The sequence below is a fragment of the Arthrobacter jiangjiafuii genome (assembly GCF_018622995.1).
Classification (GTDB): domain Bacteria; phylum Actinomycetota; class Actinomycetes; order Actinomycetales; family Micrococcaceae; genus Arthrobacter_B; species Arthrobacter_B jiangjiafuii.
Map to the genome: position 1 here is coordinate 2,991,244 of NZ_CP076022.1, position 25,320 is coordinate 3,016,563.

At 67.0% G+C, this 25,320-nt stretch carries 20 protein-coding genes; 7 read left to right on the plus strand and 13 right to left on the minus strand.

Annotated features, from left to right (window positions below; all coding sequences use genetic code 11):
- Positions 1-68: 68 nt before the first annotated feature.
- The 6 genes from KKR91_RS14065 to exaC all read right to left on the minus strand — a co-directional run bounded on the left by KKR91_RS14065 (position 69) and on the right by exaC (position 7,553).
- Entirely contained in the window at positions 69-2,663 is a 2,595-nt protein-coding gene (locus tag KKR91_RS14065; protein WP_210227854.1) for an MMPL family transporter, read from the minus strand.
- Positions 2,664-2,698: 35 nt separating this feature from the next.
- A complete protein-coding gene (locus KKR91_RS14070; RefSeq protein ID WP_210227852.1) occupies positions 2,699-3,316 on the minus strand; it encodes a TetR family transcriptional regulator in 618 nt (205 codons plus the stop codon).
- A gap of 609 nt (positions 3,317-3,925) precedes the next feature.
- On the minus strand, positions 3,926-4,333 hold the full coding sequence (locus KKR91_RS14075; protein ID WP_210227850.1) for a hypothetical protein: 408 nt from the start codon (positions 4,331-4,333) through the stop codon (positions 3,926-3,928).
- A 161-nt stretch (positions 4,334-4,494) separates the two neighbouring features.
- Positions 4,495-4,914, minus strand: a complete 420-nt coding sequence (locus KKR91_RS14080; RefSeq protein WP_210227848.1) for a DUF779 domain-containing protein — start codon at positions 4,912-4,914, stop codon at positions 4,495-4,497.
- A complete protein-coding gene (gene adhP, locus KKR91_RS14085) occupies positions 4,914-5,933 on the minus strand; it encodes an alcohol dehydrogenase AdhP (RefSeq protein WP_210227847.1) in 1,020 nt (339 codons plus the stop codon). Before adhP ends, KKR91_RS14080 begins: the two co-directional genes overlap by 1 nt.
- A gap of 96 nt (positions 5,934-6,029) precedes the next feature.
- Entirely contained in the window at positions 6,030-7,553 is a 1,524-nt protein-coding gene (exaC, locus tag KKR91_RS14090; RefSeq protein ID WP_210227845.1) for an acetaldehyde dehydrogenase ExaC, read from the minus strand.
- A 181-nt stretch (positions 7,554-7,734) separates the two neighbouring features.
- Here exaC and KKR91_RS14095 point away from each other — a divergent pair, with 181 nt between their 5' ends.
- Entirely contained in the window at positions 7,735-9,390 is a 1,656-nt protein-coding gene (locus KKR91_RS14095; RefSeq protein ID WP_210227843.1) for a DHA2 family efflux MFS transporter permease subunit, read from the plus strand.
- Here KKR91_RS14095 and KKR91_RS14100 read toward each other — a convergent pair.
- The 6 genes from KKR91_RS14100 to uxaC all read right to left on the minus strand — a co-directional run bounded on the left by KKR91_RS14100 (position 9,387) and on the right by uxaC (position 16,796).
- Positions 9,387-10,736, minus strand: coding sequence for a helix-turn-helix domain-containing protein (locus KKR91_RS14100; RefSeq protein ID WP_210227841.1), 1,350 nt, complete (start codon positions 10,734-10,736; stop codon positions 9,387-9,389). The genes KKR91_RS14095 and KKR91_RS14100 overlap by 4 nt on opposite strands.
- 100 nt (positions 10,737-10,836) lie before the next feature.
- Entirely contained in the window at positions 10,837-11,802 is a 966-nt protein-coding gene (locus KKR91_RS14105; RefSeq protein WP_237687388.1) for a sugar kinase, read from the minus strand.
- A complete protein-coding gene (locus KKR91_RS14110) occupies positions 11,799-12,545 on the minus strand; it encodes a bifunctional 4-hydroxy-2-oxoglutarate aldolase/2-dehydro-3-deoxy-phosphogluconate aldolase (protein ID WP_210227839.1) in 747 nt (248 codons plus the stop codon). Before KKR91_RS14110 ends, KKR91_RS14105 begins: the two co-directional genes overlap by 4 nt.
- A complete protein-coding gene (locus KKR91_RS14115) occupies positions 12,542-14,065 on the minus strand; it encodes a UxaA family hydrolase (RefSeq protein ID WP_210227836.1) in 1,524 nt (507 codons plus the stop codon). Before KKR91_RS14115 ends, KKR91_RS14110 begins: the two co-directional genes overlap by 4 nt.
- Positions 14,065-15,291: a D-mannonate dehydratase ManD gene (gene manD / locus KKR91_RS14120; protein WP_210227834.1), complete on the minus strand. Its 1,227-nt coding sequence runs from the start codon at positions 15,289-15,291 to the stop codon at positions 14,065-14,067. The genes KKR91_RS14115 and manD overlap by 1 nt, the downstream gene beginning before the upstream one ends.
- Positions 15,292-15,365: 74 nt before the next feature.
- Positions 15,366-16,796 (minus strand): glucuronate isomerase, encoded by a 1,431-nt coding sequence (uxaC, locus tag KKR91_RS14125; protein ID WP_210227832.1) that lies wholly within the window; start codon positions 16,794-16,796, stop codon positions 15,366-15,368.
- A gap of 247 nt (positions 16,797-17,043) precedes the next feature.
- On the opposite strand from uxaC, the gene KKR91_RS14130 reads away from it, so the two are divergent.
- From KKR91_RS14130 to KKR91_RS14155, 6 genes are read left to right on the plus strand one after another with little or no spacing between them, the layout of a single operon-like run.
- Positions 17,044-18,072, plus strand: a complete 1,029-nt coding sequence (locus tag KKR91_RS14130; RefSeq protein ID WP_237687389.1) for a LacI family DNA-binding transcriptional regulator — start codon at positions 17,044-17,046, stop codon at positions 18,070-18,072.
- Positions 18,059-19,282 (plus strand): extracellular solute-binding protein, encoded by a 1,224-nt coding sequence (locus tag KKR91_RS14135; protein WP_210227827.1) that lies wholly within the window; start codon positions 18,059-18,061, stop codon positions 19,280-19,282. Before KKR91_RS14130 ends, KKR91_RS14135 begins: the two co-directional genes overlap by 14 nt.
- A complete protein-coding gene (locus KKR91_RS14140) occupies positions 19,279-20,409 on the plus strand; it encodes an ABC transporter ATP-binding protein (protein ID WP_210227826.1) in 1,131 nt (376 codons plus the stop codon). The genes KKR91_RS14135 and KKR91_RS14140 overlap by 4 nt, the downstream gene beginning before the upstream one ends.
- On the plus strand, positions 20,406-21,332 hold the full coding sequence (locus tag KKR91_RS14145; protein ID WP_237687390.1) for an ABC transporter permease: 927 nt from the start codon (positions 20,406-20,408) through the stop codon (positions 21,330-21,332). Before KKR91_RS14140 ends, KKR91_RS14145 begins: the two co-directional genes overlap by 4 nt.
- Positions 21,332-22,219, plus strand: coding sequence for an ABC transporter permease (locus KKR91_RS14150; RefSeq protein WP_210227825.1), 888 nt, complete (start codon positions 21,332-21,334; stop codon positions 22,217-22,219). The genes KKR91_RS14145 and KKR91_RS14150 overlap by 1 nt, the downstream gene beginning before the upstream one ends.
- Positions 22,209-23,744 carry a mannitol dehydrogenase family protein gene (locus KKR91_RS14155; RefSeq protein WP_210227824.1) on the plus strand — a complete coding sequence of 512 codons (1,536 nt, stop codon included), beginning with the start codon at positions 22,209-22,211 and terminating at the stop codon, positions 23,742-23,744. Before KKR91_RS14150 ends, KKR91_RS14155 begins: the two co-directional genes overlap by 11 nt.
- A 54-nt stretch (positions 23,745-23,798) precedes the next feature.
- On the opposite strand, the gene KKR91_RS14160 is transcribed toward KKR91_RS14155, so the two are convergent.
- Positions 23,799-25,220: an FAD-dependent oxidoreductase gene (locus tag KKR91_RS14160; protein WP_210227823.1), complete on the minus strand. Its 1,422-nt coding sequence runs from the start codon at positions 25,218-25,220 to the stop codon at positions 23,799-23,801.
- Positions 25,221-25,320: the final 100 nt, after the last annotated feature.

A 25,320-nucleotide genomic window follows, 5' to 3' on the forward strand; every position in this document is an offset into this window, starting at 1 on the left:
GACATATTCGCCGCGGGCCGAACATCCGCTGATGTCCGGCCCGGGCCGAGCCCCGTGGCCTGGGGGCCTTAGCGCACCGCTTCCGCCAGTTCGCCGTCGGCCTGCGGCTGCTTCGGCGGCTCGGGAGCCTGCAGCTTGGCGCCTTCCACATCAACGTCCGGCAGGATGCGTTCCAGCCAGGCCGGGATCCACCAGGCGGACTTGCCCAGCAGGTGCATGGCCGCCGGAATGAAGGTCATCCGGATCACGAAGGCATCCAGCAGCACGCCGATTGCCAGGGCGAAGCCGATGGGCCGGACCATGGTCAGGTGCGAGAAGATGAACCCTGCGAACACCGAGACCATGATGATGGCTGCTGCGGTCACCACGCGGGAAGCATGGTCGAATCCGGTCCGCACCGCCGTCCGGGCATCCTCACCGTGCACGTACGCCTCGCGCATGCCGGAGACCAGGAACATCTGGTAATCCATGGCCAGGCCAAACAGCACGCCGATCAGGATGATCGGCAGGAAGCTGAGCACGGCGGCCGGATTCTGGACGTCGAAGATGTTGCCCAGCCAGCCCCACTGGTAGACGGCCACCACGGCGCCGAAGCTCGCGGCCAGGGACAGCAGGAATCCGCCGGTCGCCAGCAGCGGCACGAGGATGGACCGGAAGACCAGCAGCAGCAGGATCAGGGACAGCCCGACAACGATCAGCAGGTAGACGGGCATGGCCTCCATCAGCTTGTCGGAGACGTCAATGTTGATTCCGGTCTGGCCGGTAATGGCCACCTCGACGCCGGTGGACGCCTTGATCTCGTCGGCGTCGGCCCGGATGGTGTGGACCAGTTCCTCGGTGCTTTCAGCGGCAGGTCCTTCCTCGGGGATGACTTGGAAGACCACCAGGGTCCCGTCTTCACTGGTGGAAGCCGGTACCGCGGTGCGGACGTCCTCGATGGCGGTCAGGGAATCCACGACGTCCAGCTGCAGGTCGGTGGATTCGGTTTCGGTCAGCCCCTCGGGCAGGTAGCCCACCACGATGACCGGCCCGTTGATGCCCTCGCCGAACTTTTCGCCCAGCGTGTCATAGGCCTGGAACGCGGTGGAGTCCACCGGTTCGGAACCGCCGTCGGGCAGCCCCACCCGCAGGTCCATGGCCGGAACGGCCATGGTGCCCAGAAGAAGGACGCTGAGTACCAGCATCACGACCGGGTGCCGGGTGACCAGGCGGCCCCAGCGCCGGGACTTCTCCTGGCCGGCTTTCGCTGCGGTTCCCGGTGCCGCGGCCGCCAGGGCGCGGGCATCGGCGTCGGCGGCCCGGGCCCAGGCGCGTTTGGAGAGAATCCGGTTGCCAATGAACCCCAGGAAGGCGGGGGTGAGGGTGAGGGCCACCAGGATGGCGACGGCCACGGTGCCGGCGGCTGCCAGGCCCATGACCGTCAGGAACGGCAGCCCGGGAACGGCCAGCGCGGCCAGGGCGATCACCACGGTCAGCCCGGCGAACAGCACGGCGTTGCCGCTGGTTCCGGTGGCGCGGCCGGCCGATTCCTCCAGGTCCATGCCCTGCAGCAGCTGCGTGCGGTGGCGGTTGATGATGAACAGTGAATAGTCGATGCCCACGGCCAGGCCGAGCATCAGCGCCAGCATGGGCGAGATCGAGGACATCTCCACGACCCCGGTCAGGGCCATGGTGATGCCGACGCCGGCACCCACGCCGACGATGGCCATCAGCAGCGGCAGTCCGGCGGCCACCAGGGTGCCGAGCATCAGCATCAGCACGACGGCGGCCATCGCCACGCCAATCACCTCGGAGGGACCAAAGAGCGAGGAGACATCTTCGACGATCTCCTTGCTGAAGCTGACGTTGACTCCGGCATCGGCGGCTTCGTTGCCGACGTCCTGCACTTCCTGGCGCTGCTCCGGGGTCACCGCGTGCGAGGATTCGGAGAACTGCAGCCGGGTGAACGCGGCGCTGCCGTCTTCGGAGACAAAGCGCAGCCCCGAGGTGGCCTCGGCCAGGCGCTGTCCCTGCTCGAGCTGCTTCTCGCCGTCGGCCAGCTTGGCGACGCCGTCGTCGTAGGCCTGGCGCTGCTGGGCCAGCTGCTCTTCCGCGGCGTCGAGCTGGGCCAGCTGGGCCCGGATGGCGTTCGCGGACTCAGTCTGGCCCGTCGCTTCCAGCTGCTCGGCCTGGTATTCGGCCAGGGCCGACTGCTGCCGGCTGGCCTCAAGCTGGGCCGCTGCGCCGTCGAGCTGGGCCTTTGCGGCGTCCAGCTGCGCCCGGCTGGCCTCAATTTCAGCCTTGCCCTGCTCTGCCTGCCCGGCTGCGCCGTCGAGCTGCTGCTGGGATTGGAAGGGATCGGTGGCGGATTTCAGGAAGTCCAGGGCACCCAGATCCGCGACGGTCTGCGAAATGGCTTCACGCTCAGCTGCGGTGAACTCACCGCCGTCGGCACTTTCAAAAACGATGGTGCCGGATCCACCGGAGGCATCGGGGTTCTTCTCCCGGAGGTCATCCAGCACCCGCTGGCTTTCCGAGCCGGGAATGGTGAAGTTGTTGGTGGTCGGCGCGCTGAATGCGGCGAAGGCACCGCCCACGGCGAGCAGGACCACCAGCCAGGAGCTGAGGAACCACCAGCGGTGGCGGAAGCTGAATTTGCCGAGCCGGTAAAGCAGGGAAGCCATGAGGATTTCTTTCTACGGGCAGAGGGGGAAGCAGGTCAGTTGTTGAAGCCGTTCCTGAGGTAGCCGATGACTTCGGCGAAAAGCTCCTCGAGCTGCTGGAGGGTTTCGGGGTTGATGGTGCCGCCGGTCCGGCGCAGCCATTCGGCCAGGGCGCTGCGGCCGCAGGAGAGCACCGACCCGACCAGGGAGGTGACGTACAGGGAATCGGCGGGTTCTCCGGTGCGGGCCATGATGGACCCGACGATCTGCCGCTCCGCCCGGTCCCAGGCCTCCAGGTGGAAGCGCATCATTTCCGGCGTCGACTCTGCCAGTCCGTAGAGCTCGGCCATGACGGCCAGCCGGTCCGGGTCGGCGGGCTGGCTCAGGGCCTGCAGCATCGACTCCACAATCGGTTCGCCGGCCGGCCGGGATTCAAAGTGGCCCAGCACGCCGTCCAGGAACTCTTCCATGGCAACGGTCAGGGCCGCCTCGATGCTGGGAAAGTAGTTGAAGAAAGTCCGGCGCGAGACTTCGGCACGGGCGGCGACGTCGTCTGCGGTGAAGTTTCCCGGACCGTTGCTGCGCACGAGCTCAAGCGTGGCTCGGGCAATGCCCAGCCGGGTCGCTGATTTGTTGAGTTCCCGCCGCGAGGGCGGGGCCGGTTCTGGATTCACGCCCCCTACACTAAGTGCAAACTTGCACGGAAGGCAATATTGCCCGGAATGCAGTGTTGAGCTTGTGCCGCGCGTGCCGGCTCGGTCCACTGTCGAGATCACGCCCCTTGCACCGGCCCACTGTCGGGATCACGCCGCTTCCGGGCCGCGATATGGGCATCAGCCCGACACTGGGCGGCAGGTTTCGGCACGATCCCGACACTCGGCGGGGCTGACGGACACGATCCCGACATTCACTAGGCGGAGAGGAGTTGGAAGGTACCGGTGGGGATCCCTAGTGCACATCGCGGGCCTTCGCGGATTCTTTAGTGCAGATCGCGGGCCCAAAAGGCCCCTTCACGAGCTTGAAAGCCCCTGATCTGCACGGTGGATTCCACAGGTGCCACTCATCTGCACTAAGGATTGAGGCGGCAAGGGTTCCGGCTACCGCGGAGACCTCGGACGGGGACGGAGACGGAGACGGGAGGGCCCGGTCGAGGCGGCGTCGGAATCCGGCCGGAATCCAGACTGGCTCCGGACGGGAAAAGTCCAGGAACGCCGGAAGGGGCGTTCGACGGAACGCCCCTTCCGGGAATACTGTGCTGTAGCCGGTGCGGCTACGTGTGGCTGTTACTTATTGGATTCGGGCTGGGCCTCGGCCGGGGACTGAATGTGCTGGCCGCCGGTAGTGAAGGAACCATTGCTCGTGGAGGTGGAAGCGCCGCTGCTGGAACCGCCGGTGGACGCCGCCGATGACCCGGGCATTCCCGTGGACCCGCCGGTGGTGGACCCGCCGGACCCCGAGGCGGGCTTGCCCGAATCGGAGGAGTGCGACACCTTGTCCTTGGCAGTGGAGGCAACCTCGGACACCTTCTCCTGCAGGCCCGGAGCCTTTTCCTTGGCCCACTCGGTGCCGTGGGAAACCGTCTCCTGGACCTTGGGGTCCTTCCACAGTTCCATCAGCTTTTCCCGGCCACCCTTGGATCCAACCAAGTAGCCAACGCCCATGCCGGCGAGAAATACGAACTTCTTAACCATGGCTTTCCTCATTCCTGCCCCCCGGTGAGGGGGCATAGCGAATACCGTTCGATACCGTTGAGATGCACACTACCGCCGGAAGCGGAAGAATAAACAGCAACCTTACTATGTCTGCGGGGGTGTTGTGATTCACTCCCGCTTTTTGGCCCTGGCGAGGTACGTCAGACCTCCAGCAGCCGCGAACGGATCAGGAAACGCTTGCCCTCAGGAGCTTCAACGGAGAAGCCGCTGCCCCTGCCGTCCACGACATCCACGGTGAGATGGGTGTGCTTCCAGTACTCGAATTGCTCGCGGGACATCCAGAAGTCCAGGGACTCCCCCGCTGTCAGTTCGAAGGTCCCCAGCAGTACGTCCGCTTCCGAGGTGATGAAATCCCCCGCCGGATAGCACATGGGCGAGGAGCCGTCGCAGCAGCCGCCGGACTGATGGAACATCAACGGGCCGTGGGTCTCACGCAGGCGCAGCAGCAGCTCCTGCGCCTGCGGCGTCAGCGCCACCCGGGAAAAGGCTTCCCCGGGCTGCGTGACGCCGGCATCCAGCAGGGACTCCCGGGCAGCACCCGGTTCCGATGGGGAATCCATCAGTACCCGATAACCACACGGCCGTCGATACGGCCCTGCTTGAGTTCGTCCAATACGTCGTTGATCTCTTCCAGGCTGCGGGTCGTGACGTTCGGATGGATCAAACCGCGGTCATAGAAGTCGATCGCTTCGGCCATATCCTGCCGGGTGCCGACGATCGACCCCCGGATGGTCAGCCCCTTGAGCACAATGTCGAAGATCGGCGCCGGGAAATTGCCCGGCGGCAGGCCGTTGAAGACGATGGTCCCGCCGCGTCGGACCATGCCGATGGCCTGCCCGAAAGCGTCGGGGTGCACTGCCGTGACGAGCACGGCGTGGGAGCCGCCGATCTTGGCCTGGATGGCCTCTACCGGATCCTCGTTGCGGGCGTTGACCAGAACCTCGGCGCCGTATTTCCTGGCCAGTTCCAGTTTTTCGTCCGCAATGTCCACTGCTGCGACCCGCAGGCCCATCGCCTTGGCGTACTGAACGGCAATGTGCCCCAGCCCGCCGATCCCGGAGATCACCACCCATTGGCCCGGCCGGGCCTCGCTCATCTTCAGGCCCTTGTAGACGGTGACGCCGGCGCAGAGGATCGGTGCAATGTCGGCCGGGTCGGCTCCCTCGGGGATGCGCGCGGCGAAGCGCGCATCCACCAGCATGTACTGGCCGAAGGAGCCGTCCACGGAGTAACCGCCGTTCTGCTGCTGTTCGCACAGGGTTTCCCAGCCGGTGCGGCAGTACTCGCAGACCCCGCAGGCGGAGGCCAGCCAGGCATTGCCCACCATGTCCCCCACCTGCAGGTCGGTCACGCCGTCGCCCACTGCCACTATCTCGCCGACCCCCTCGTGCCCTGGGATGAACGGCGGAGAGGGCTGCACCGGCCAGTCCCCCTCGGCCGCATGCAGGTCTGTGTGGCAGACCCCGGTGGCCACGAGCTTGACCAGCACCTCTCCCGGCCCGGGCTTCGGTATTTCCACCTCTTCCACACTGAGTTTTTCACCGAGCTTGTTGACTACTGCTGCCTGCATGCTTGTCATGGTGTTCTCGTTTCTGTGCGTGGGGGGTGGGGCGGGACTAGGCGGAACAGGTGCGTGGGCTCAGAAGTGGGATCACAAGCGGGCCCACCACGCGGTTTAGAAGAAGCCCTGCTTGTTCTCGGCGTAGCTGACCAGCAGGTTCTTGGTCTGCTGGTAGTGGTCCAGCATCATGGCGTGGTTTTCGCGTCCGATGCCGGAGGACTTGTAGCCGCCAAAGGCGGAGTGCGCCGGATAGGCGTGGTAGTTGTTCACCCAGACCCGGCCGGCCTGGATGTCCCGGCCGGCCCGGTAGGCGATGTTGCCGTTCCGGGACCAGACGCCGGCGCCGAGGCCGTAAAGGGTGTCGTTGGCCAGGGTCATGGCTTCGCCGTAGTCGGAGAACCGGGCCACGGAAACCACCGGACCGAAGATCTCCTCCTGGAAGATGCGCATGTTGTTTGTGCCTTCAAAGACCGTGGGCTTCACGTAGAAGCCGCCGGCGAGATCGCCGTCGAGCATCAGCCGCTCGCCGCCGGTGAGGACCTTGGCGCCTTCCTGGTTCGCGATGTCCATGTAGGAGAGGATCTTCTCCAGCTGGTCGTTGGAGGCCTGCGCGCCCACCATGGTGTTGGTATCCAGGGGGTTGCCCTGGATGATCTGCGCGGTGCGGGCCAGCGCATCGGACATGAAGCTGTCGTAGAAGGAGTCCTGGACCAGCGCGCGCGAGGGGCAGGTGCAGACTTCGCCCTGGTTCAGCGCGAACATGTTGAAGCCTTCCAGCGCCTTGTCGTAGAACGCGTCGTTTTCCTGCGCGACGTCGGCGAAGAAGATGTTCGGGCTCTTTCCGCCCAGTTCCAGGCTGACCGGGATCAGGTTCTGCGAGGCGTACTGCATGATCAGGCGCCCGGTGGTGGTTTCCCCGGTGAAGGCGATCTTGCGGATGCGCGGCGAGGATGCCAGCGGCTTGCCGGCCTCCACACCGAAGCCGTTGACCACGTTCAGCACGCCCGCGGGCAGCAGGTCGCTGATCAGTTCCATCAGCACCATGATCGAGGCCGGCGTCTGTTCGGCCGGCTTGAGGACGACGGCGTTGCCTGCGGCGAGCGCCGGCGCCAGCTTCCAGACGGCCATCAGGATGGGGAAGTTCCACGGAATGATCTGGCCCACGACGCCGAGCGGCTCATGGAAGTGATAGGCCGTGGTGTTGTCATCGAGCTGGGACAGTGTGCCTTCCTGCGCCCGGATGGCCCCGGCGAAGTAGCGGAAGTGGTCAACGGCCAGCGGCAGGTCCGCGGCAAGGACCTCGCGGATGGGCTTGCCGTTGTCCCAGACCTCGGCCACCGCAAGCAGTTCGAGGTTCTCTTCGATCCGGTCGGCAATCCGATTCAGGATCAGCGCCCGCTCCGCGACGGAACTCTTGCCCCAGGAGGGCGCGGCCTTGTGGGCTGCATCCAGGGCCAGGTCGATGTCCTCGGAGGTGCCGCGGGCAACTTCGCAGAAAACCTGTCCGGTGACCGGGGAAACGTTCTCGAAGTAGCCGCCCTTGACCGGAGGCACCCACTCTCCGCCGATCCAGTTCTCGTACCGCGGCTTGAAGGAATATTTGGAACCCTCGGTGCCGGGCTGTGCGTAAACGGTCATGTTGCGCTCCTTGAAGATGACGACGTCGGTGTCTGACACTCACAAGCTACGGAAGGCAACGTTGCACCAAGGTTGCATCCGGGAAACGGGCTGGTGAGGCCGCGCAGGGGCGCACGTGCCAAAGAGCCGGTGCCAGGATTATGGTTGCCTCAGAGAATCACTTTTGCTTGGAGGAACCCCCATGGATCAGCCCCTGAACGCCGGTACGGCCGGCACCGGCCGCGCCAGCCGCTACGTGCGGTACCGGTGGTGGGGCCTGGTGGCCATCAGCCTCGGGGTTGCCATGATCATCATGGACGCCACGATCGTGTCCGTCGCCATTCCCTCGATAGTGGATGACCTGGGCATTTCCAGCACCGAAATCCAGTGGGTGCAGGAGATCTATACCCTGCTCTTTGCCGCGCTGCTGCTTACCTGGGGCCGGATCGCGGACCGGGTGGGCCGGCGGCGGATCATGCTCACCGGCGTCGTGATCTTTGTGGTTGCCAGCGTCCTGTGCGCCTTTGCCGGCAGCGGAGGGCTGCTGATCGCCGGCCGCGCGCTGCAGGGCCTGGGTGGTTCGATGATCCTGCCCACCACGCTGGCGCTGCTGAACGCGAACTTCCAGGGCCGCGAGCGCGGCATCGCGTTTGCCATCTGGGGGTCCACGATTGGCGGCATGGCCGCCGTGGGGCCGCTGCTTGGCGGCTGGCTCACGGAAAATGCCAGCTGGCGGTGGGCCTTCGGCATCAACGTTCCCATCGGAGTGCTGATCGCGGCCGGGCTGCTGTTGTTCGTGGCGGAGTCGTCCGAGCCGCGGACCGGTCCCCGGCAGGGTGTGGACATCGCTGGGGCGCTGCTCTCGATCCTGGGCTTCGGCGCCCTGGTGTTTGGCCTGATCGAGGGCCGCAGCTACGGCTGGTGGAATGCCACCGACGACGCCCTCTTCAGCGTGGGCAGCCTCTCCCCCGTCCCGCTGGCCTTTGCGCTTGCCGTGCTGGCCCTGACCGGATTTGTGCTGCTGGAACGCAAACGGACCGATGCCGGCAAGGGCGTGATCCTGGACCTGTCCCTGTTCCGGATCCCGTCCTTCGCGAACGGAAACGTCACCGCCCTGATTGTCAGCTTCGGCGAGTTCGGGCTGATTCTCTCGCTGCCGCTGTGGTTCCAGAATGTGCTGGGGTACTCGGCGTTCCAGGCCGGCCTGGCCTTGGTGCCGCTGGCGGCCGGGTCCTTCCTGGCCAGCGGTGCCGTTGCGGGGCTCTCCCGCCGGTTCTCCCCCATCCTGGTGGTCCGTCTCGGGTTGTGCCTGGAGATCCTGGCCATCGCCGCGCTGGCCCTGCTGATCCGCCCGGACAGCACGGCCTGGCTGACCTCCCCCATCCTGCTGGTCTACGGCATGGGTGTTGGACTGGCCACCGCCCAGCTGACCTCGGTGGTCCTGGCCGAGGTCCCGGTGGCGCGCAGCGGACAGGCCTCGGCCACGCAGAGCACTGCCCGCCAGACGGGTTCCGCCTTGGGCATCGCGGTCCTGGGCACCGCGTTCTTCACGACGCTGAAGGAAGGAACGGCCTCCCGGCTCTCCGACGATGTTGCCGCCAATCCGCTGCTGGGGCCGCTGGTGGATTCGGTCAATGCCAGTTCCGGCGGGAGCATCGCCGCGCTCGGCGCCGACCCGCAGACCGCCTATATCGCCGACGCAGCCCGCGCCGCGATGACGGACGGTGCGTCCCTGGCCGCCTGGATTGCCGCCGGCGCCCTGTTGATCGGGCTGCTCACCAGCCTGCGGATCCGCCCTGTTTCCGGCGCCAAACCCGGCGGGGACGCCGGCGCCGGTGAACGTCCGGAGAGCGCCTAGCCCAGATCGCGTTCCAGCTCCACCAGGTGTGCCACCACCGGTGCCCGGCGGGGTGAGCGCAGCGGCAGCAGCCGCAGGGCAAGGGACCAGGCATCGACGTCGTACCGCGCCTCCGGCAGCGTGAGGTAGGCCAGCAGGGTCTCCACCCCGGCATCGGAGAGCATGGCTTCGCGCAGCACCCGGCTCAGCTCGCCGCGCAGCGAAGCGATGGCGGGAGCATCCGAACGCGGCAGCACCGGGCCGGGGTACAGGCCCAGGGCCAGCCGGTAGGCGCCGCGCTCCAGGTAGCCCAGGACCTGCCGGGCGTCGATCACCAGCTCGTGCGGCAGCCGGTAGGGACGGGACTGCGGCACCAGGTGCGGGCCGGGCAGCCCCTCGCTGTGTTTGCCAAGCAGGTTGCGCAACCGCAGCATTTCCGCCCGGACGGTGCTCACCGGGGCGCTCTCCGGATACACCATGACCGAGAGCTGATCAGCGGTCAGGCCTTCGGGGTGAAGGGCCAGGAGGGTCAGGAGTTCGGAATGCCGGATGCTCAGGGAAATTGCCTGCCCACCCACGCTCAGCACGGCCTGGTCCCGGCCCAGGATCTGCAGGCTGTCCTGCCGCAGCGCGGCGCCGGACACCGGGCCGGGCATGGAGGAGGTGGCAGGCGGGCGGCGGCGCGCATTGCCGGCCTCTTGAAGCCGCTGCACCCGCAGCTGCATCTCGGCGGCAGCGACGGCGGCCTCGACCAGGGCCAGGGTGTGTTCGGCCACCGCCTGGTCCCGGCCGGTGATGTCCACGACGCCCAGCACCGAACCCGTGTCCGGATCCCGGACCGGAACCGCAGTGCAGCTCCAGGAATGGACCTGCCGGCTGAAGTGCTCGGCCCCGGTTATCTGGACGCTGCGCCCAGAGGCCAGCGCCGTTCCGGGTGCGCTGGTACCGACCGATTGTTCTGACCAGTCGGTGCCCGGAATAAAGAGCATCCCCTCCGCCCGGCGGCGCAGCTCGGCATCGCCATCCACCCACAGCAGCCGGCCCAGCTCATCCCCCACCGCCACGAGCAGGCCGCTGTCTGTTCCCGGCAGCACCAGCAGTTGCCGGATGACGGGCATGATGCCGGCCAGCGGGTGGGAGCGGCGGTAGTCGTCCAGTTCGGACCCGGTGAAGACCAGCTGCGGAACGGAGGTGTCGGGGTCGGCATGGTGGCGCAGGGACCGCTGCCAGGATTCCCGAACCGGTGCCCGCAGCGCCTCAAGTTCGGCGGGAAGATAGCTGCCCAGGCTCTCGTGTGCGCGGTGTGCGGCACGGTGAAGCGCATCCAGGGAATACGGTGCCTCAACACCGGTTTCTTGGTTTTGCACTCGTCCGACCTATCCGCACTGATAAGGAGTCGTTGTCCCGCGCGAAGCGCGTTGCACGACACCCTACATGCCGGAACCGTTCCCCTCCAGCGTTGCGCCGCTAGCGCTGAACCGGATCGGCGTGCTCCAACGGGCCCAGGTCACTGCGCGTGGGCAGGCCTTCCCAGTCACCGTCCGAAAGGCAGGAAAAGGCACCCGCCCGTACCGCCGTTTCCAGCCGGACCCGTGGCCCCTCCCCCTGCAGCAGTTCCGCCAGGTAACCGGCGACGAAGGCGTCCCCGGCACCAACGGTGTCCACCACCCGCACCGGGATAGCGGCCTGCACGGATTCCACCCCGTCGATGAGCGCCAGGCATCCTGCCGCACCCAGCTTGATGACGACCTGGGACGGCCCCAGCCCTGCCCGCCCCGCCGCCAGGATGGACGGTGCTCCCGTGGCACCGAGCGCAATCCCGGCTTCGTCGTCGCCGGCAAAAACGATGTCCGCGCCGGCTATCAATTTGCGCAGCACCGGCCCCGCTGCGTCCCTGTCCCACAAGGCCGAGCGGTAGTTCAGGTCCAGCGACACCAGGGTACCGCCGTCGCGCGCACAGTCCACCGCGTACGCCACCGCAGCGGCAGCGGACTCGGACAGGGCCGGCGTAATGCCGGTGATGTGCAGCAGCTTCGCGGCTGCAACGGCATCCCCCGGCACATCGGCGGGAGCCAGCCGGGAGCCGGCACTTCCGGACCGGTAGTACCAGACCTTCGCCGTGTCGGGAGTGCGCCGCTCCTTGATCATGAGTCCCGTGGGAGCGGCGGCATCCCGGATGCCGTGCACCCGGATGCCCTCCGCACGCAACTCGCGCAGCACCTTCTCGCCCATGCTGTCCGCGCCCACCCGGCCGATCCAGGCCACGTCAATTCCGAGCCGGCTCAGGCCGATGGCCACGTTGCTTTCGGCACCGCCGATGCCCAGGTCCAGGGTCGCGGAGGTGGCCAGCGGGCCGGGCCGCGAGGAGCGCATCAGCACCATGGTTTCGCCCAGGGTCACGACGTCGGCGGCCCCCACCTCTTCCCGGCTCACGCGAGGCCCCTGGTCTCGAGAGCTGCTGCGGCTTCCGAACTCAGCCTGCGTGCCCGTTTGGACAGCGCGGTCAGGCTGCCGCCGGAGAACGCGTCCTGCAGCAGCGGCCCGCCCACGCTCACGGCGAGCGCCCCGGCCCGCAGCCAGGCACCGGCGTCGTCCACTCCGATTCCGCCGGAGGGAATCACCTGGATATCCGGAAACGGACCCCGCAGCTGCGAAAGGTAGCCCGGGCCCACCACGGAGGCGGGAAAGACCTTGACGGCGGGTGCTCCGGCTTTGACGCCGGCGAAGAGTTCCGACGGCGTCAGTCCGCCGGGAACGATCGGGATTCCGGCGTCGACGGCTGCGCGCACGATCGCGGTATCGGTCACCGGCGTCACCAGGAAGGCCGCTCCGGCAGCGGCCAGGGGTGCGACCTCCGCGGTGTCGGTGACGGTTCCGACGCCGATCCGCGCCCGCGTCCCGTAGCGGCTGACCAGCTCCGGCAGGGCATCCAGTACTCCTGCGGTGCTCAGCGTGAGCTCGATGTTGAGCACGCCGCCCTCGATGAGTGCCTCGAGGACCGGACCGTATTCGGAGGCGTGCCGGGCACGCAGCACGGCGATGACGGGGCTGGCGGCCAGCGCCGACAACCAGGCCTGCACCGGATCCTCTGGTGCCGGGGCCTGACGTACCCGGGCGGCTGCTGACCCGAGGGCTTCCGGCCCGGTGGCCGCTGTTTGCAGCGGATTGACGCTCATGTGACTGTCCCCAATTGCCATGGCACAAACTCGTCCTGTCCCAGTTCCAGTTCTTCGCTGACGGTCTGCCGGCCGGAGGCAGTCTCCAGGATGCGGGCAAAGATCGCCCCGCCCAGTTCCTCGAGCCCCATGCCGCCGTCGATCACCACGCCGCAGTTGATGTCGATGTCCTCCGGCATCCGCCGGTACAGCTCGGTGTTGGTGCCGAGCTTGATGCTCGGCGCCGGGCGGCAGCCCAGGACGGAGCCGCGTCCTGTGGTGAAACAGACCACGTTGGCCCCGCCGGCAACAATCCCGGTCACGGACACCGGGTCATAGCCGGGGGTGTCCATGAACACCAGGCCGGGACCGGTGACGGGGGCGGCGTACTCCACCACCCGGGACAGCTCCGCCTTCCCGGCCTTGGCCACTGCGCCCAGGGACTTCTCCAGGATGGTGGTCAACCCGCCGGCCTTGTTCCCCGGAGAGGGATTGTTGTCTAGGGTGCCGCCGCCCTGCCGGGCATAGTCCTGCCACCACGCCAGCCGCCGCAGCAGGTGCTCCCCCACCGCGGGCGAGACGGCCCGGCGGGTAAGCAAATGCTCGGCGCCGAAAACCTCCGGCGTTTCCGCCAGCACCGAGGTGCCGCCGTAGGCGACCAGCAGGTCGGAGGCGACGCCCAGCGCGGGGTTCGCCGTAATGCCGGAGAAACCGTCGGACCCGCCGCAGTTCATGCCGAGCACCAGTTCGGAGACATCGATCGGCTCACGCTGCAGGCCGTCCACCAGCGGCAGCATCTTGCCGATCAGCTCCACCCCCGCCCGCACCGAAGCCCGGATCCCGCCGGATTCCTGGATGGTGAGCCGTTCCACCGCCACCGCGGACACCGCATCGTCCAGGAACCGTTCGGTCTGCAGCATTTCGCAGCCCAGGCCCACCACCAGGAGCGCGGCAAAGTTGGGATGGTGCGCGTAGCCGTGCAGCGTGCGGACCAGCACTTCGGCGCCTTCGCTGCCCAGCACCATGCCGCAGCCGCTGCCGTGGGTCAGCGCCATCACGCCGTCCACATTGGGGAAGGCATCGAGCACCGGCCCGCGGAACTGGTCGGCGATCATCCGGGCAGTGCTTGCCGAGCAGTTCACCGAGGTCACGATGCCGATGTAATTCCGGGTCCCGGCGCGCCCGTTGGCCCGCCGGTAGCCCTGGAACACCGGCCTCGGTCCGGCCGGTGCAGCCGGAGAAATCCGTGCGGTGCCGAACTCGTAGTTCCGGCTCAGGGCGCCCATGCCCAGGTTGTGGGTGTGGACGTGGTCTCCCGGGGCGATCCTCGCCGTGGCCTCCCCGATCGCCTGGCCGTACTTGTGCACCGGGGCGCCGACACCGCAGTCCGCCAGCGCTACCTTGTGTCCCTGCGGAATGTGCGAGCCGATGGTGATCTCCCCGTGGGCTCCGGCCAGGACGGTGCCGGCCGGCAGGTCGCGCAGCGCAACACCGACCTCGTCACCGGGGGCGAGGCGCAGCACCGCTTCGGCCAGGGCCATCACCAGTCATGCACCGTCCCGTCCAGCAACCGGTTCACCGGCAGGTACGCCGGTGAGTATTCGAAGGCCTTGGCCCTCTCGTCGTCGTACTCCACTCCCAGGCCCGGCAGCTCGCCGGGATGCAGCAGGCCCTCGGAGAAGGTGTAGCTGGTCTGGAACACCTTCAGGGTGTCCTCGGAGTGCTTCATGTACTCCTGGATCCCGAAATTGTGGATGGCCAGGCCCAGGTGCAGCTGCGCGGCCTGCCCGACCGGGGAAATGTCGGTGGGGCCGTGGAATCCGGACTTGATCGAGTAGATGGCGGCGAAGTCCATGAGTTTCCGCAGCGCCGTGATGCCGCCCGTGTGGGTCACTGCGCTGCGGACATAGTCGATCAGCTGCTCGGTGATCAGGGTCTGGTAGTCGTAGACACTGTTGAAGACCTCGCCGATGGCCAGCGGCACAGTGGTCTGGGACCGCACCCGCCGCAGCCCCTCCTGGTTTTCGCCCGGGGTGCAGTCCTCCAGCCAGAACAGGTCATAGGGTTCCAGCGCCTTGCCCAGGGAAGCGGCCTGGTTCGGTGTCATCCGGTGGTGCCCGTCGTGCAGGAGGACCAGTTCCGGGCCGAATTCGCGGCGCACCGCGGCGAAGACCTCCGGTACATGCCGCAGGTAGGCGCGGGTGTCCCAGGCTTCCTCGGCCGGCAGCGGCGCCCGGATGGCCGGTTCGTAGTCATAGCGCTGGCCTGGACGCTGGTCGGTGGCCACCCCGTAGACCTGGCCCAGGCCCGGAACGCCGGTCTGGACGCGGATCGCCTTGAAGCCCTGGTCCAGGTGGTTCCGGATGGAGGTGAACAGGGAGTCGAAGTCGCTGCCGGAAGCATGTCCGTAGGCCAGGCAGCCAACCCGCGACGCCCCGCCGAGCAGCCGGTACAAGGGCAGTCCGGCGTTCTTGGCCAGGATGTCCCACAGCGCCATGTCGACGGCGGCGATGGCCGCCATGGTGATCGGCCCCCGGCGCCAGTAGGCACCGCGGTAAAGGTACTGCCAGGTGTCTTCGATCCGTCCCTCGTCCCGGCCGATCAGCAGCGGAACCACGTGTTCGCGCAGATAGGCGGCCACGGCGAGCTCACGGCCGTTGACCGTGGCGTCCCCGAGCCCGACGACGCCGGTGTCGGTGGTCAGCCTCAGCGTGACAAAGTTGCGGCCGGGACTGGTGACCAGTACCTCCGCCGATCGGATGGCCATGGTTTCTCCTTGGGTGCGGTGCGGTCTTGGATGCAGTGGGGGCTTGGGTTCAGCGGGCTTTCGGTTCAGTGGGGTCAGGCGCGCTGTGCGTAGGCGAGCAGCGGAAGGTTGTAGGCGAGGTCGACGGCGGTTTCCACGGCTTCGGCCAGATCCAGCCTGCCTTCGGTAACCAGCCGTGCCAGGAAGCCGGCGTCGACCCGGCGGGAGAGGTCGTGGCGGGCCGGGATGGAGGCCAGGGCGCGGGTGTCATCGACGAAGCCGCTGGTGTTGTAGAAGCCGGCGGTCTCCACCGCCGATTCCCGGAACCGGCGCATCTGTTCCGGGCTGTCCAGGAACCACCAGGGCGCACCAAGGCGCAGCGCCGGGTAGGCGCCGGCCAGCGGAGCAAGTTCGCGGGAGTACACCGTTTCGTCGGTGGTGAAGGCAATCATGCGGAAGTCCGGATTCATGCCGAAACTGTTCAGCAGCGGCTGCAGCGCACGGGTGAACTCGATCTGGACGGGGATGTCGAAGCCTGCGTCGGCGCCGTACCGCTGCCGGACGGCGGAGTTGTGGTTGCGCAGCACCCCCGGATGCAGCTGCATCACCAGGCCGTCCTCGGCAGACATCCGCGCCATCTCGAAGAGCATTCCGCCGGCAAAGGCCGCTGCGTCGGCGTCGTCGGCTTCGCCGCGAAGCGCGGCCGCGTAGATCCGCCGGGCCTGTGACGGTTCCAGCTCCGTGGTGTCGGCGCTCAGGTGGCCGTGGTCGGTTGCGCGTGCCCCGGCGGCGATAAACACGTCGCGGCGCTGCCGCAGTGCCTGCAGGAAGGAATCGAAGTCCCCGGCGTCGATGCCAGAGACCTCCGAGAGCCTGGCGACGTCGTCCGCCCAGGACCGGTGGTTGATCTGCAGCAGGCTGTCAGGCCGGAAGGTGGGGACAATCCGCTGCCCGCCATCGAGCTCTGCCAGTTTGCGGTGGGCGGCCAGGTCCGACAGGGCGGAGTCAGTGGTGGCCAGCACTTCAACGTTGAAGCGGTCCAGGAGCGCCCTGGGCCGGAACTCGTCCCGGGCCAGGGTTTCGAGGAAGAAGTCGTAGAGTTCATCGGCGTTCTGCGCCGACGGCGGAGCCGGGGCGCCGAACACGACGGCGAATTCATGTTCCAGCCAGTAGCGGGTGGGGGTACCCCGAAACAGCTTCCAGTTCTGGCAGAAGCGGCGCCAGATCTCCCGCGGATCGGTCTCGAACGGCGTGCCGTCGCGGGTCTGGACGCCCAGATCCGCCGGCGTCATGCCCTGGGATACCAGCATCCGGACCAAGTAGTGATCGGGGATCACCAGCAGCTCGCTGGCGTTGGCAAAGGGCTGGTTGTCCAGGAACAGATCCACGTCCACGTGGCCGTGCATGGACACGATCGGCAGCGCCCCGCTGGCGGCGTAGATTTCCCGCGCCACGGCGCGGGCCGTGGGTTCGGCTGGCAGCGCCCGGTCGGGGTCCAGTGTCCAGCTGTTTGCGTCTTCGGTCACAGCTTGCCTCTTTCGTTGAAACAGAAATGCCTAGTCCTGCAAAAGGGTCTGCCGTCCAATATGTGCCCCAGATCTGAATAAAACAAGGGGCTTTAACTGGTTTTCTGGCGAAGTAAAAATGAAGTACGAAACGCTCTTGACACGTCCTGCAAACGATTGCACTCTGTGATGGACGCCACACCCCAGGTGTCACTGACAATGAAGTTAGGCGGGTTACCCGATGGCTGGTGCGGTTACTGTGCGGGACGTGGCAAGGCTCGCGAGCGTCTCGGCGTCCACCGTGTCCCGGGCCCTTTCGGCCTCCGACCTGGTGGCTCCCGTGACCCGCCAGAGGATCCTCGACGCCGCACAGCAGCTGGGTTACACCCCCAACAATTCGGCCCGCGGCCTCATTACCGGACGAACCAACAATTTCGGTCTGGTGGTGCCGGACCTGGAGAACCCGTACTTCGCCTCGGTGACCAAGGGAGTGCAGGGCCGGGCACTGCGCGAGGGATATGCAGTGTTCGTCGCGGACTCCGACGAAGACGTCCGCTCGGAAATCGAACTGGTCCGGAAGCTCGCCAGCCAGGTGGACGGGTTGATTCTCTGTTCCCCCCGCATGTCCGACGAGGAACTGGCAGACATCACCGAAGGCACCACCACCGTGCTGATCAACCGCCGGCTGCCGGAGGTTGAGAGCATCACGGTGGATGACGCCGAAATTGTCCGCCAGGCACTGGGCCATCTGTACGCGCTGGGCCACCGCTGCGTCGCGTACGCAGGCGGCCCGGCCACTTCCTGGTCCGACGGGCAGCGCCGGCACGGCATCCATACGGCCCTGACCGACCTGCCCGGACTGGAAGTCATCGAAATCGGTTCCTTCACCCCGGTCTTCGGAGGCGGACAGTCAGCGGCGGACCTCGCCGTCGCCACCGGTGCCAGCGCCGTGCTGGCCTACAACGACCTCATGGCCCTGGGCATCCTCTCCCGGCTCCAGGCCAGGGGAATCCAGGTTCCCCGGGATATGAGCGTGGTCGGGATCGACGACGTCAATGCCGCCACCCTCGTTTCACCCGCGCTCACCACCGTCCGTGCCCCGCTGCGAAAAGTGGGGACGGCCGCCGTCAATGCACTGATCGACGGCATCCGCCCGGAGAACCCCCGGCTTGAACCCGAAGCCCTTCCGGTGCAGCTGATTGTCCGCTCCTCCACTTCCGTTCCGCGTTCAGCAGTGCCCCTCACGTCCCGCGAAGAAGCCGGACCCAATGAAAGGTCAAGCAATGCGCATCACTAAGAAAATGCAGATGGTTTCAGTCTTCGCGGCGGCCGCGGTGCTCGCCGCCGGTTGCGGGGCTCCGGGAAGCGATGCTGCCAGCACGCCGCTGGCCACCGGCGACGTGCCGGACAAGCCCTCGGAAGCCGTCACCCTCAACATTCTCGACGTGGCCGGCAACAAACAGCTGACCGGTGACATTTTCGACTCCTTCGCCAAGGAAAACCCGGACATCATTTCCGAGGTCACCTGGGAGACGGCGGGGGCACCGGACATGGCCGGCAAGCTCAAGGCCCAGCAGCAGGCAGGAAACCTCCAGATCGACCTGGTGCTCACCGGCACCGATGGACTGTCCGCCGGGATCAGCGAGGACCTCTTCGTTCCCATTGCCGCTGACTTCTCAGACCGGCTCTCCAATATGGAGAACTATCAGGAGCCGGCAGCGGAAATGCAGAAGCTCGCCCAGGACAAGGGCGTCGCCCTGACCTACTACCCCTCGGGTCCGCTGCTGGAATACAACCCAGACAAGGTGCCCAACCCGCCCACCACGGCCGAGGAACTGCTGGCCTGGACGCAGGAGAACCCCGGCAAGTTCGGCTACGCCCGACCGGCCAACTCCGGGCCGGGCCGCACCTTCCTGATGGGCCTGCCGTACATTCTCGGCGACTCCGACCCGAAGGATCCCGAGGCCGGCTGGGCCAAGACCTGGGACTACCTCAAGCAGCTGAACCAGAACATCTCCTCGTATCCCACGGGAACCGGCGTCACCATGAACAACCTCAAGAACGGCACCTGGGACATGGCCATGACCACCACCGGCTGGGACATCAACCCCCGCGCCCTGGAACAGGTTCCCGCCAATTTCAAGGTCCAGGCCCTGGAGGGGTTCACCTGGGTCACCGATGCCCAGTACGCCGTCGTACCCAAGGGCGTCTCCGAGGACACCATGTCGGCGATCCTGGCGGTTCTGCAGTACGCGCTGAGCCCGGAGCAGCAGGCCAAGACCTACGACTCCGGCTACTTCTACCCCGGCCCCGCAGTTGAGGACGTCACGCTGGACATGGCCCCGCAGTCCAGCCAGGACATCATCACCAAGTTCGGCCGGCCCGAATACGACGCCTTGATCGAGGACAATCCCAAGGCAACCCCCATCAGTGCAGAGGACCTCGTCACCGCGTTCAACACCTGGGACACCGAAGTGGCGAGCGGAAAGATTGAAGAAAAGAAATGAGCATTCAGGCAACCCGCTTCGATGAACTGGCGCTGGACCATGTGGCCCGCAATTTCGGCGGCCAGGCAGCCCTGACCGACCTGAACCTGACCATCCGCAGCGGGGAGTTCATTGCCCTGCTGGGGCCGTCGGGCTGCGGCAAGTCCACGGCACTGAACTGCCTGGCCGGGCTCCTCCCCCTCACCGGAGGGCGGATCCTGATGGACGGCCGGCAGATTGACGGCCTGCCGCCGGAAAAGCGCGGCTTCGGCATGGTCTTCCAGAACTACGCGCTCTTTCCGCATCTGTCGGTGGAGAAGAACATTGCCTTCGGCCTGGAAATGCGCAATGTTCCCCGGACCGAGCTGAAGGCGCGCGTGGCCGAAGCCATTGAACTGGTCCAGCTGGGACCGCATGCCAAGAAGCTGCCCGGCCAGATGTCCGGCGGCCAGCAGCAGCGCGTCGCCATTGCGCGCGCCGTGGTCCTGCGCCCGCCGCTGGTGCTGATGGACGAGCCGCTGTCCAACCTGGACGCCAAGCTGCGGCTGGAAATGCGGACCGAGATCCGGCGGCTGCACCAGTCCCTGGGGCTGACCACCATCTACGTCACGCACGACCAGGAGGAAGCCCTGTCCCTGGCGGACCGGCTCGTGGTCCTGCGGCAGGGCGAGGTGCAGCAGGTGGGGACCCCGCAGGACCTGCACGAGCAGCCGGTGAACTGGCATGTGGCGGACTTCATGGGCTACCGGAACCTGCTCGACGGCGTCGTCGAACGCGTCAGCGGGACCTCGGTGACGGTCTCGGTGGCGGGAACCACCATGACCGGATCCGCGAAGCAGCCAATGGCCGCCGGCGACAAGGTCAAGGTGGGACTGCGGCCGGAGGACTTCAGCATTGCCGAACCCGGCACACCCGCCGCGGGCAGCACCGCGCTGGAGGCAACAGTGGAGGTGGTGGAATACCAGGGCCGCGAGTTCGCGGTGGAAGTGCGCACCGACGGCGGGCAGGCGCTGCATATCCGCTCGCCGCTGGCACCGGCGCCCGGAGAGCGGATCACCGTGTCCGCCCCGCACCAGCGGGTCCTGGTGTTCCCCGAGTCGTTGGAGAGCCCCGCCCCGGACCGCCAGCTGCAGGGCGTGGCGCCGTGACCGTGGGCACGGGGAAGGCGGCAAAACCCAGGCGGCGGGAACCGACGTCACGGCCTGCCCTGTCCCACCGGCTCGCCGAGCGCGGCATCGACCGCCTGCTCCTGCTGCTGGTACCGGCGCTGCTGTTCGCGCTGGTGCTGTTCGTGTATCCGTTCATGTACGGGCTTGGCCTGTCCTTCCAGCCGAAGGAAGGCGGACTGTTCGGTGCGTACATCAAGTTCTTCACCGATCCGTCGATGCGCGGACTGGAATCCATCTGGATCACGCTCAAGCTTGCCGTTCCGGCCGCGGTGTTCAATGTGGCCGCGTCCATCCCCATCGCCTACAAGATGCGGGGCAAGTTCCGCGGGAAACGGGCACTGACCACGGTGCTCGTGGTGCCGATCACCCTGGGCACCGTGCTGACCGCCGAAGGCCTGCTCAACTTCTTCGGACAGCGGGGCTGGCTCAACCGGTTCCTGGAGGTACTCGGCGTCGGTCCGCTGGATCTGGTCCAGAACTACTGGGGCGTGCTCTGGTCGCTGATCATTTCGGGGTTCCCCTTCGCGTTCCTGCTCATCCTCTCCTATCTCTCCGGGATCGATCCGTCGCTGGAGGCAGCGGCGCAGACCCTGGGCGCCGACTGGAAGCAGCGGTTCCGGAAGATCACCCTGCCGCTGCTGGCCCCGGGGCTGGCGATCACGTTCTGCCTGACCTTCGTGCTCGCGTTCAGCGTCTTTCCATCGGCCATCCTGGTCGGTGATCCCTCGGGTTCCACCCGGGTTATCGCCTACGTCGCGTACAACGCCTGGGGACAGCAGTTCGACTATCCCCTGGCCTCTGCCGCAGCCATTGTCATGGGTGCCGTGGAGCTGCTAGTCATCATCCTGGTGCTGCTGTGGCGGTCCCGGATGTACAAGGGAACTACCGGAGGTAAGGGCTGATGAGCACTGCAACTCTCAAGACCAGGGATGCGACGACGGCGCCCGGCCGTCCTCCGCGCCGGGCACTGAAAGCCACTCCGGGAACGTTCCTGGTCTGGGGCGGCATGGCGCTGTTCCTGATCCTGCTGCTGGGCGTGGTCTCCTCGGTGCTGGTCAATTCCTTTGCCGGGCAGTGGTTCGATACCTGGCTGCCGTCCAGTTACACCACCTCCTGGTACGGCGAAGCCTGGCGCGAGTACGACCTCAGCCAGGTGGTCAGCACCACGCTGATCGTGGCGGTCGCCGTCGTCGGCATCTCCGTCCTCATCGGTGCGCCGGCCTCCTACGTCCTGGCCCGGCGCAACTTCCCCGGCAAACCGCTGGTGATGCTCGTGTTCCTGCTGCCGATCATGATGCCGCCCATCACCTACGGCATCCCGCTGGCCACCCTGCTGACCTATTACCACCTGGCACCGGGCCTGACCGGCGTCATCCTGGCCAACCTGGTGCCGTCGGTGCCCTTTGTCATCCTGACCATGACCCCCTTCATCGAGCAGATCAACCCGTCCATCGAGTCGGCTGCCCGGATGTGCGGGGCGAACATGACGCGGCTGTTCACCAGGATCCTGGCTCCCCTGCTGGTTCCCGGGATCCTCGCCGCAGCCGTGCTGGTGCTGGTCCGGACCGTGGGCATGTTTGAGCTCACCTTCCTGACCTCCGATTCGCGGTCCGACACCCTCGTGGTGGCACTGTTCACCGCGATGACCGGGGCCGGGATCCGCGCCCAGCAGTCGGTGGATGCCATGGCTGTGATCTACATGCTGATGATGATGGTGATGCTGGTCATTGCGCTGCGGTTCGTCAATCCCACCCAGCTGGTGTCGCAGGTCCGTGAAGATGTCGACTGATCCGTCGCTGCCGGGCGGGGAGACGGAGGCGGCTGCGGGGCTCCGGACCCTGGAGCGGCTCAGCCTGGCAGCGCTGGAGAAGCTGGGGCCGGGGGCCGCCTCGGCTCCGGGCGTGGATCCACGCGGACTGGAGATCGGCGTCGTGCACTTCGGACTGGGGGCGTTCCACCGTGCGCACCAGGCGGTGTTCACCGAGGACGCGTCCTCGCTCACCGGCGATACAGGGTGGGGCATCCTGGGGGTGACCGGGCGGTCGGCCCGGGTCGCCGATGCGCTGGCTCCGCAGGACGGGCTGTATTCCGTTCTCACCAAGGGCCGGGCATCGTCGCTGCGGGTTATCGGATCGATCCGGTCGGCGGTGTCACCGGGGCGGGATACCCCGCTGGTGATCCGCACGCTGGCCGCCGCCGGAACGTCGGTGGCGTCGCTGACCATCACGGAAAAGGGATACCGGCGCGACGCCGCCGGACACCTGCACCGAAGCGATCCGGATGTCGCGGCTGACCTGGCAGCCCTGAAAACGGAGGCACGTTCCGGGGCAGGGGCCCCTGCTGAACCGGCCCGGACACCGCTGGGCCTGCTGACGCGCGGATTGTTTGCCCGTTACCGGGCCCACGGGGCGCCACTGTCCGTAATGTCGTGTGACAACCTGAGCAAGAACGGGGCCCTGACCCGCACGCTGGTCACGGAGTTCGCCGCCGCTGCCGGCGGGGGCTTCGCTGACTGGGTGGGTGACGCCGTCGGCTTCCCCTCCACCATGGTGGACCGCATTGTTCCGGCAACTACCGATGCGGACCGGCGCCGGGCCGCGGAGCTGCTGGGCCTGTGGGACGAAGGGCTGGTGGTCGCTGAGCCCTTCGGGCAATGGGTCCTGGAGGATGCGTTCACCGCTGCCCGCCCCGCCTGGGAGCAGGCCGGGGCCACCATCACGGCCGATGTTGCGCCCTTTGAAACCGCCAAACTGCGGCTGCTCAACGGTACGCATTCCCTGCTGGCGTACCTGGGTGCGCTGAAGGGCCACCGGACCATCGCGGAGGCCGCCGCGGATCCGGAGCTGGCCGATGCCGCCGCGGCGCTGCAGGGCGAAGCGATGCGGACCCTGGTTCCACCCGCCGGACTGGATCTGGCCGAGTATGCCGAGTCCATCCTGGCCCGCTTCAGGAACCCGGCGCTGGGACACACCACCGTGCAGGTCGCCATGGACGGTTCCGAAAAACTACCCATCCGGGCGCTGGGAACTGCTGCGGATCTGCTGGAACAAGGGGTGGTTCCCGACGCCGTCGCCCGGCTTGTTGCCGGCTGGATGGCCTACGTGTTCCTGGGCCGGGACAGCTACGGACACGAGCTGCCGCTGGATGATCCGATCGCCGGGGTGCTCACCGACACCGCACGCGGACCGGCGGGCGGGCTCGCCGACCGGATGTTCGGGCTGGACACGGTGTTCCCGCCCGCCGTGGCCGGTCATCCGGGGTTCCGGAGCGCTGTGGCCAGCCACCTTGCGGAGCTGTTGAGGGAGAGCGCTTAGCGCCGGGCCCTAACGGCCCGGCGTCGGGCGTCGGCTGAGACGGGTCGCCAGGCTTTACTGGCCGCGGGCGACCCGGATCATTTCCTCGCGGTCGACAACCTTCACGCGCTCGCGCACGAGTTCACCGGTCGCCGGATCCGGGTGCACGTAGGAGGCGCCCAGGCTCTTTTCGTAGGCGTCCAGCTTCAGCCAGCCCTCCCACGTGGTGTATTCGACGCCGCGGTCCTCGAGCAGCTTGATGATGGCATCCTCATCCGGCTCCTCGGCGGCCGGCAGGCCCAGCCGGTCCTCGAGCAGGAAGCCGATGGTCTCCAGCGCGTCGCCCTTGGTGTGGCCGATCAGGCCCACGGGTCCGCGCTTGATCCAGCCGGTGGTGTAGATGCCCGGAACCGGGGTCCCGGACTCGTCGATGACGCGGCCGCCGTCGTTCGGGATCACGCCGCGGCGGGAGTCGAAGCCCACTTCCGGAAGCTCGGAGCCGAAGTAGCCGATGGCGCGGTACACGGCCTGGACCGGGTAGTCGACGATTTCGCCGGTGCCGCGGGCGTTGCCGGTGCCGTCAAGCTCGTTGCGCTCAAACTTCATGCCGCCGACCTTGCCGGGATTGGCCGGGTCCTCGTAGATCTCCACCGGGCTGTGCAGGAAGTGCAGGTGCAGGCGGCGGGAGGCGCCGGTGTCCTGCTCCTCGACCAGCCAGTTGGTCAGGGTGTTGACCATGGTCTTGGTCTGGTTGTTGGAGCGGATCTGCTCGTCGGAGCCCTCGTCGAATTCAAAGTCCTCGGGGTAGAGCACAATGTCCACGTCGCGCGAGTGCGAGAGCTCGCGCAGTTCCAGCGGAGTGAACTTCACCTGCGCCGGGCCGCGGCGGCCGAAGATATGCACGTCGGTGACGGGCGACTTCTTCAGTCCCTCGTAAACGTTGTCCGGAATCTCGGTGGTCAGCAGGTCGTCGGCGTGCTTGGAGAGGATGCGGGCCACGTCCAGGGCCACGTTGCCGTTGCCGATCACGGCAACTTCCTTGGCATCCAGCGGCCACTCGCGCGGCACATCGGGGTGTCCGTCGTACCAGGAGACAAAGTCAGCGCCGCCGAAGGAGCCTTCAAGCTCCACACCGGGAATGCTCATGTCCGCATCCTTGATGGCCCCGGTGGCGAAGATGATGGCATCGTAGAAATGCCGGAAATCGGTGAGGGTCAGGTCCTTGCCGTAGTGGACGTTCCCCAGGAAACGGATGTCGCCGCGGTCCATGACCTTGTGCAGGGCGTTGACGATGCCCTTGATCCGCGGGTGGTCAGGAGCCACGCCGTAGCGGATCAGGCCGTACGGCGCCGGGTACTTGTCGAAGAGGTCGATGCTGACCTCGAAATCCCGTTCAGCTTTGGTAAGGATATCTGCGGCATAAACACCGGCAGGGCCAGCGCCGATAATGGCGACTCGCATGGGGCGCTGCGACCGGTCCGCGGCTGAATTAGACACTGATAGTCCTTCGTCTCGGGGAAAACCTCGTGCGGAATAACGCACAGTTTCCTATTCTAAATGCCGGGCACGACGGCGTCTAAACGGTTCCGCAGTCATG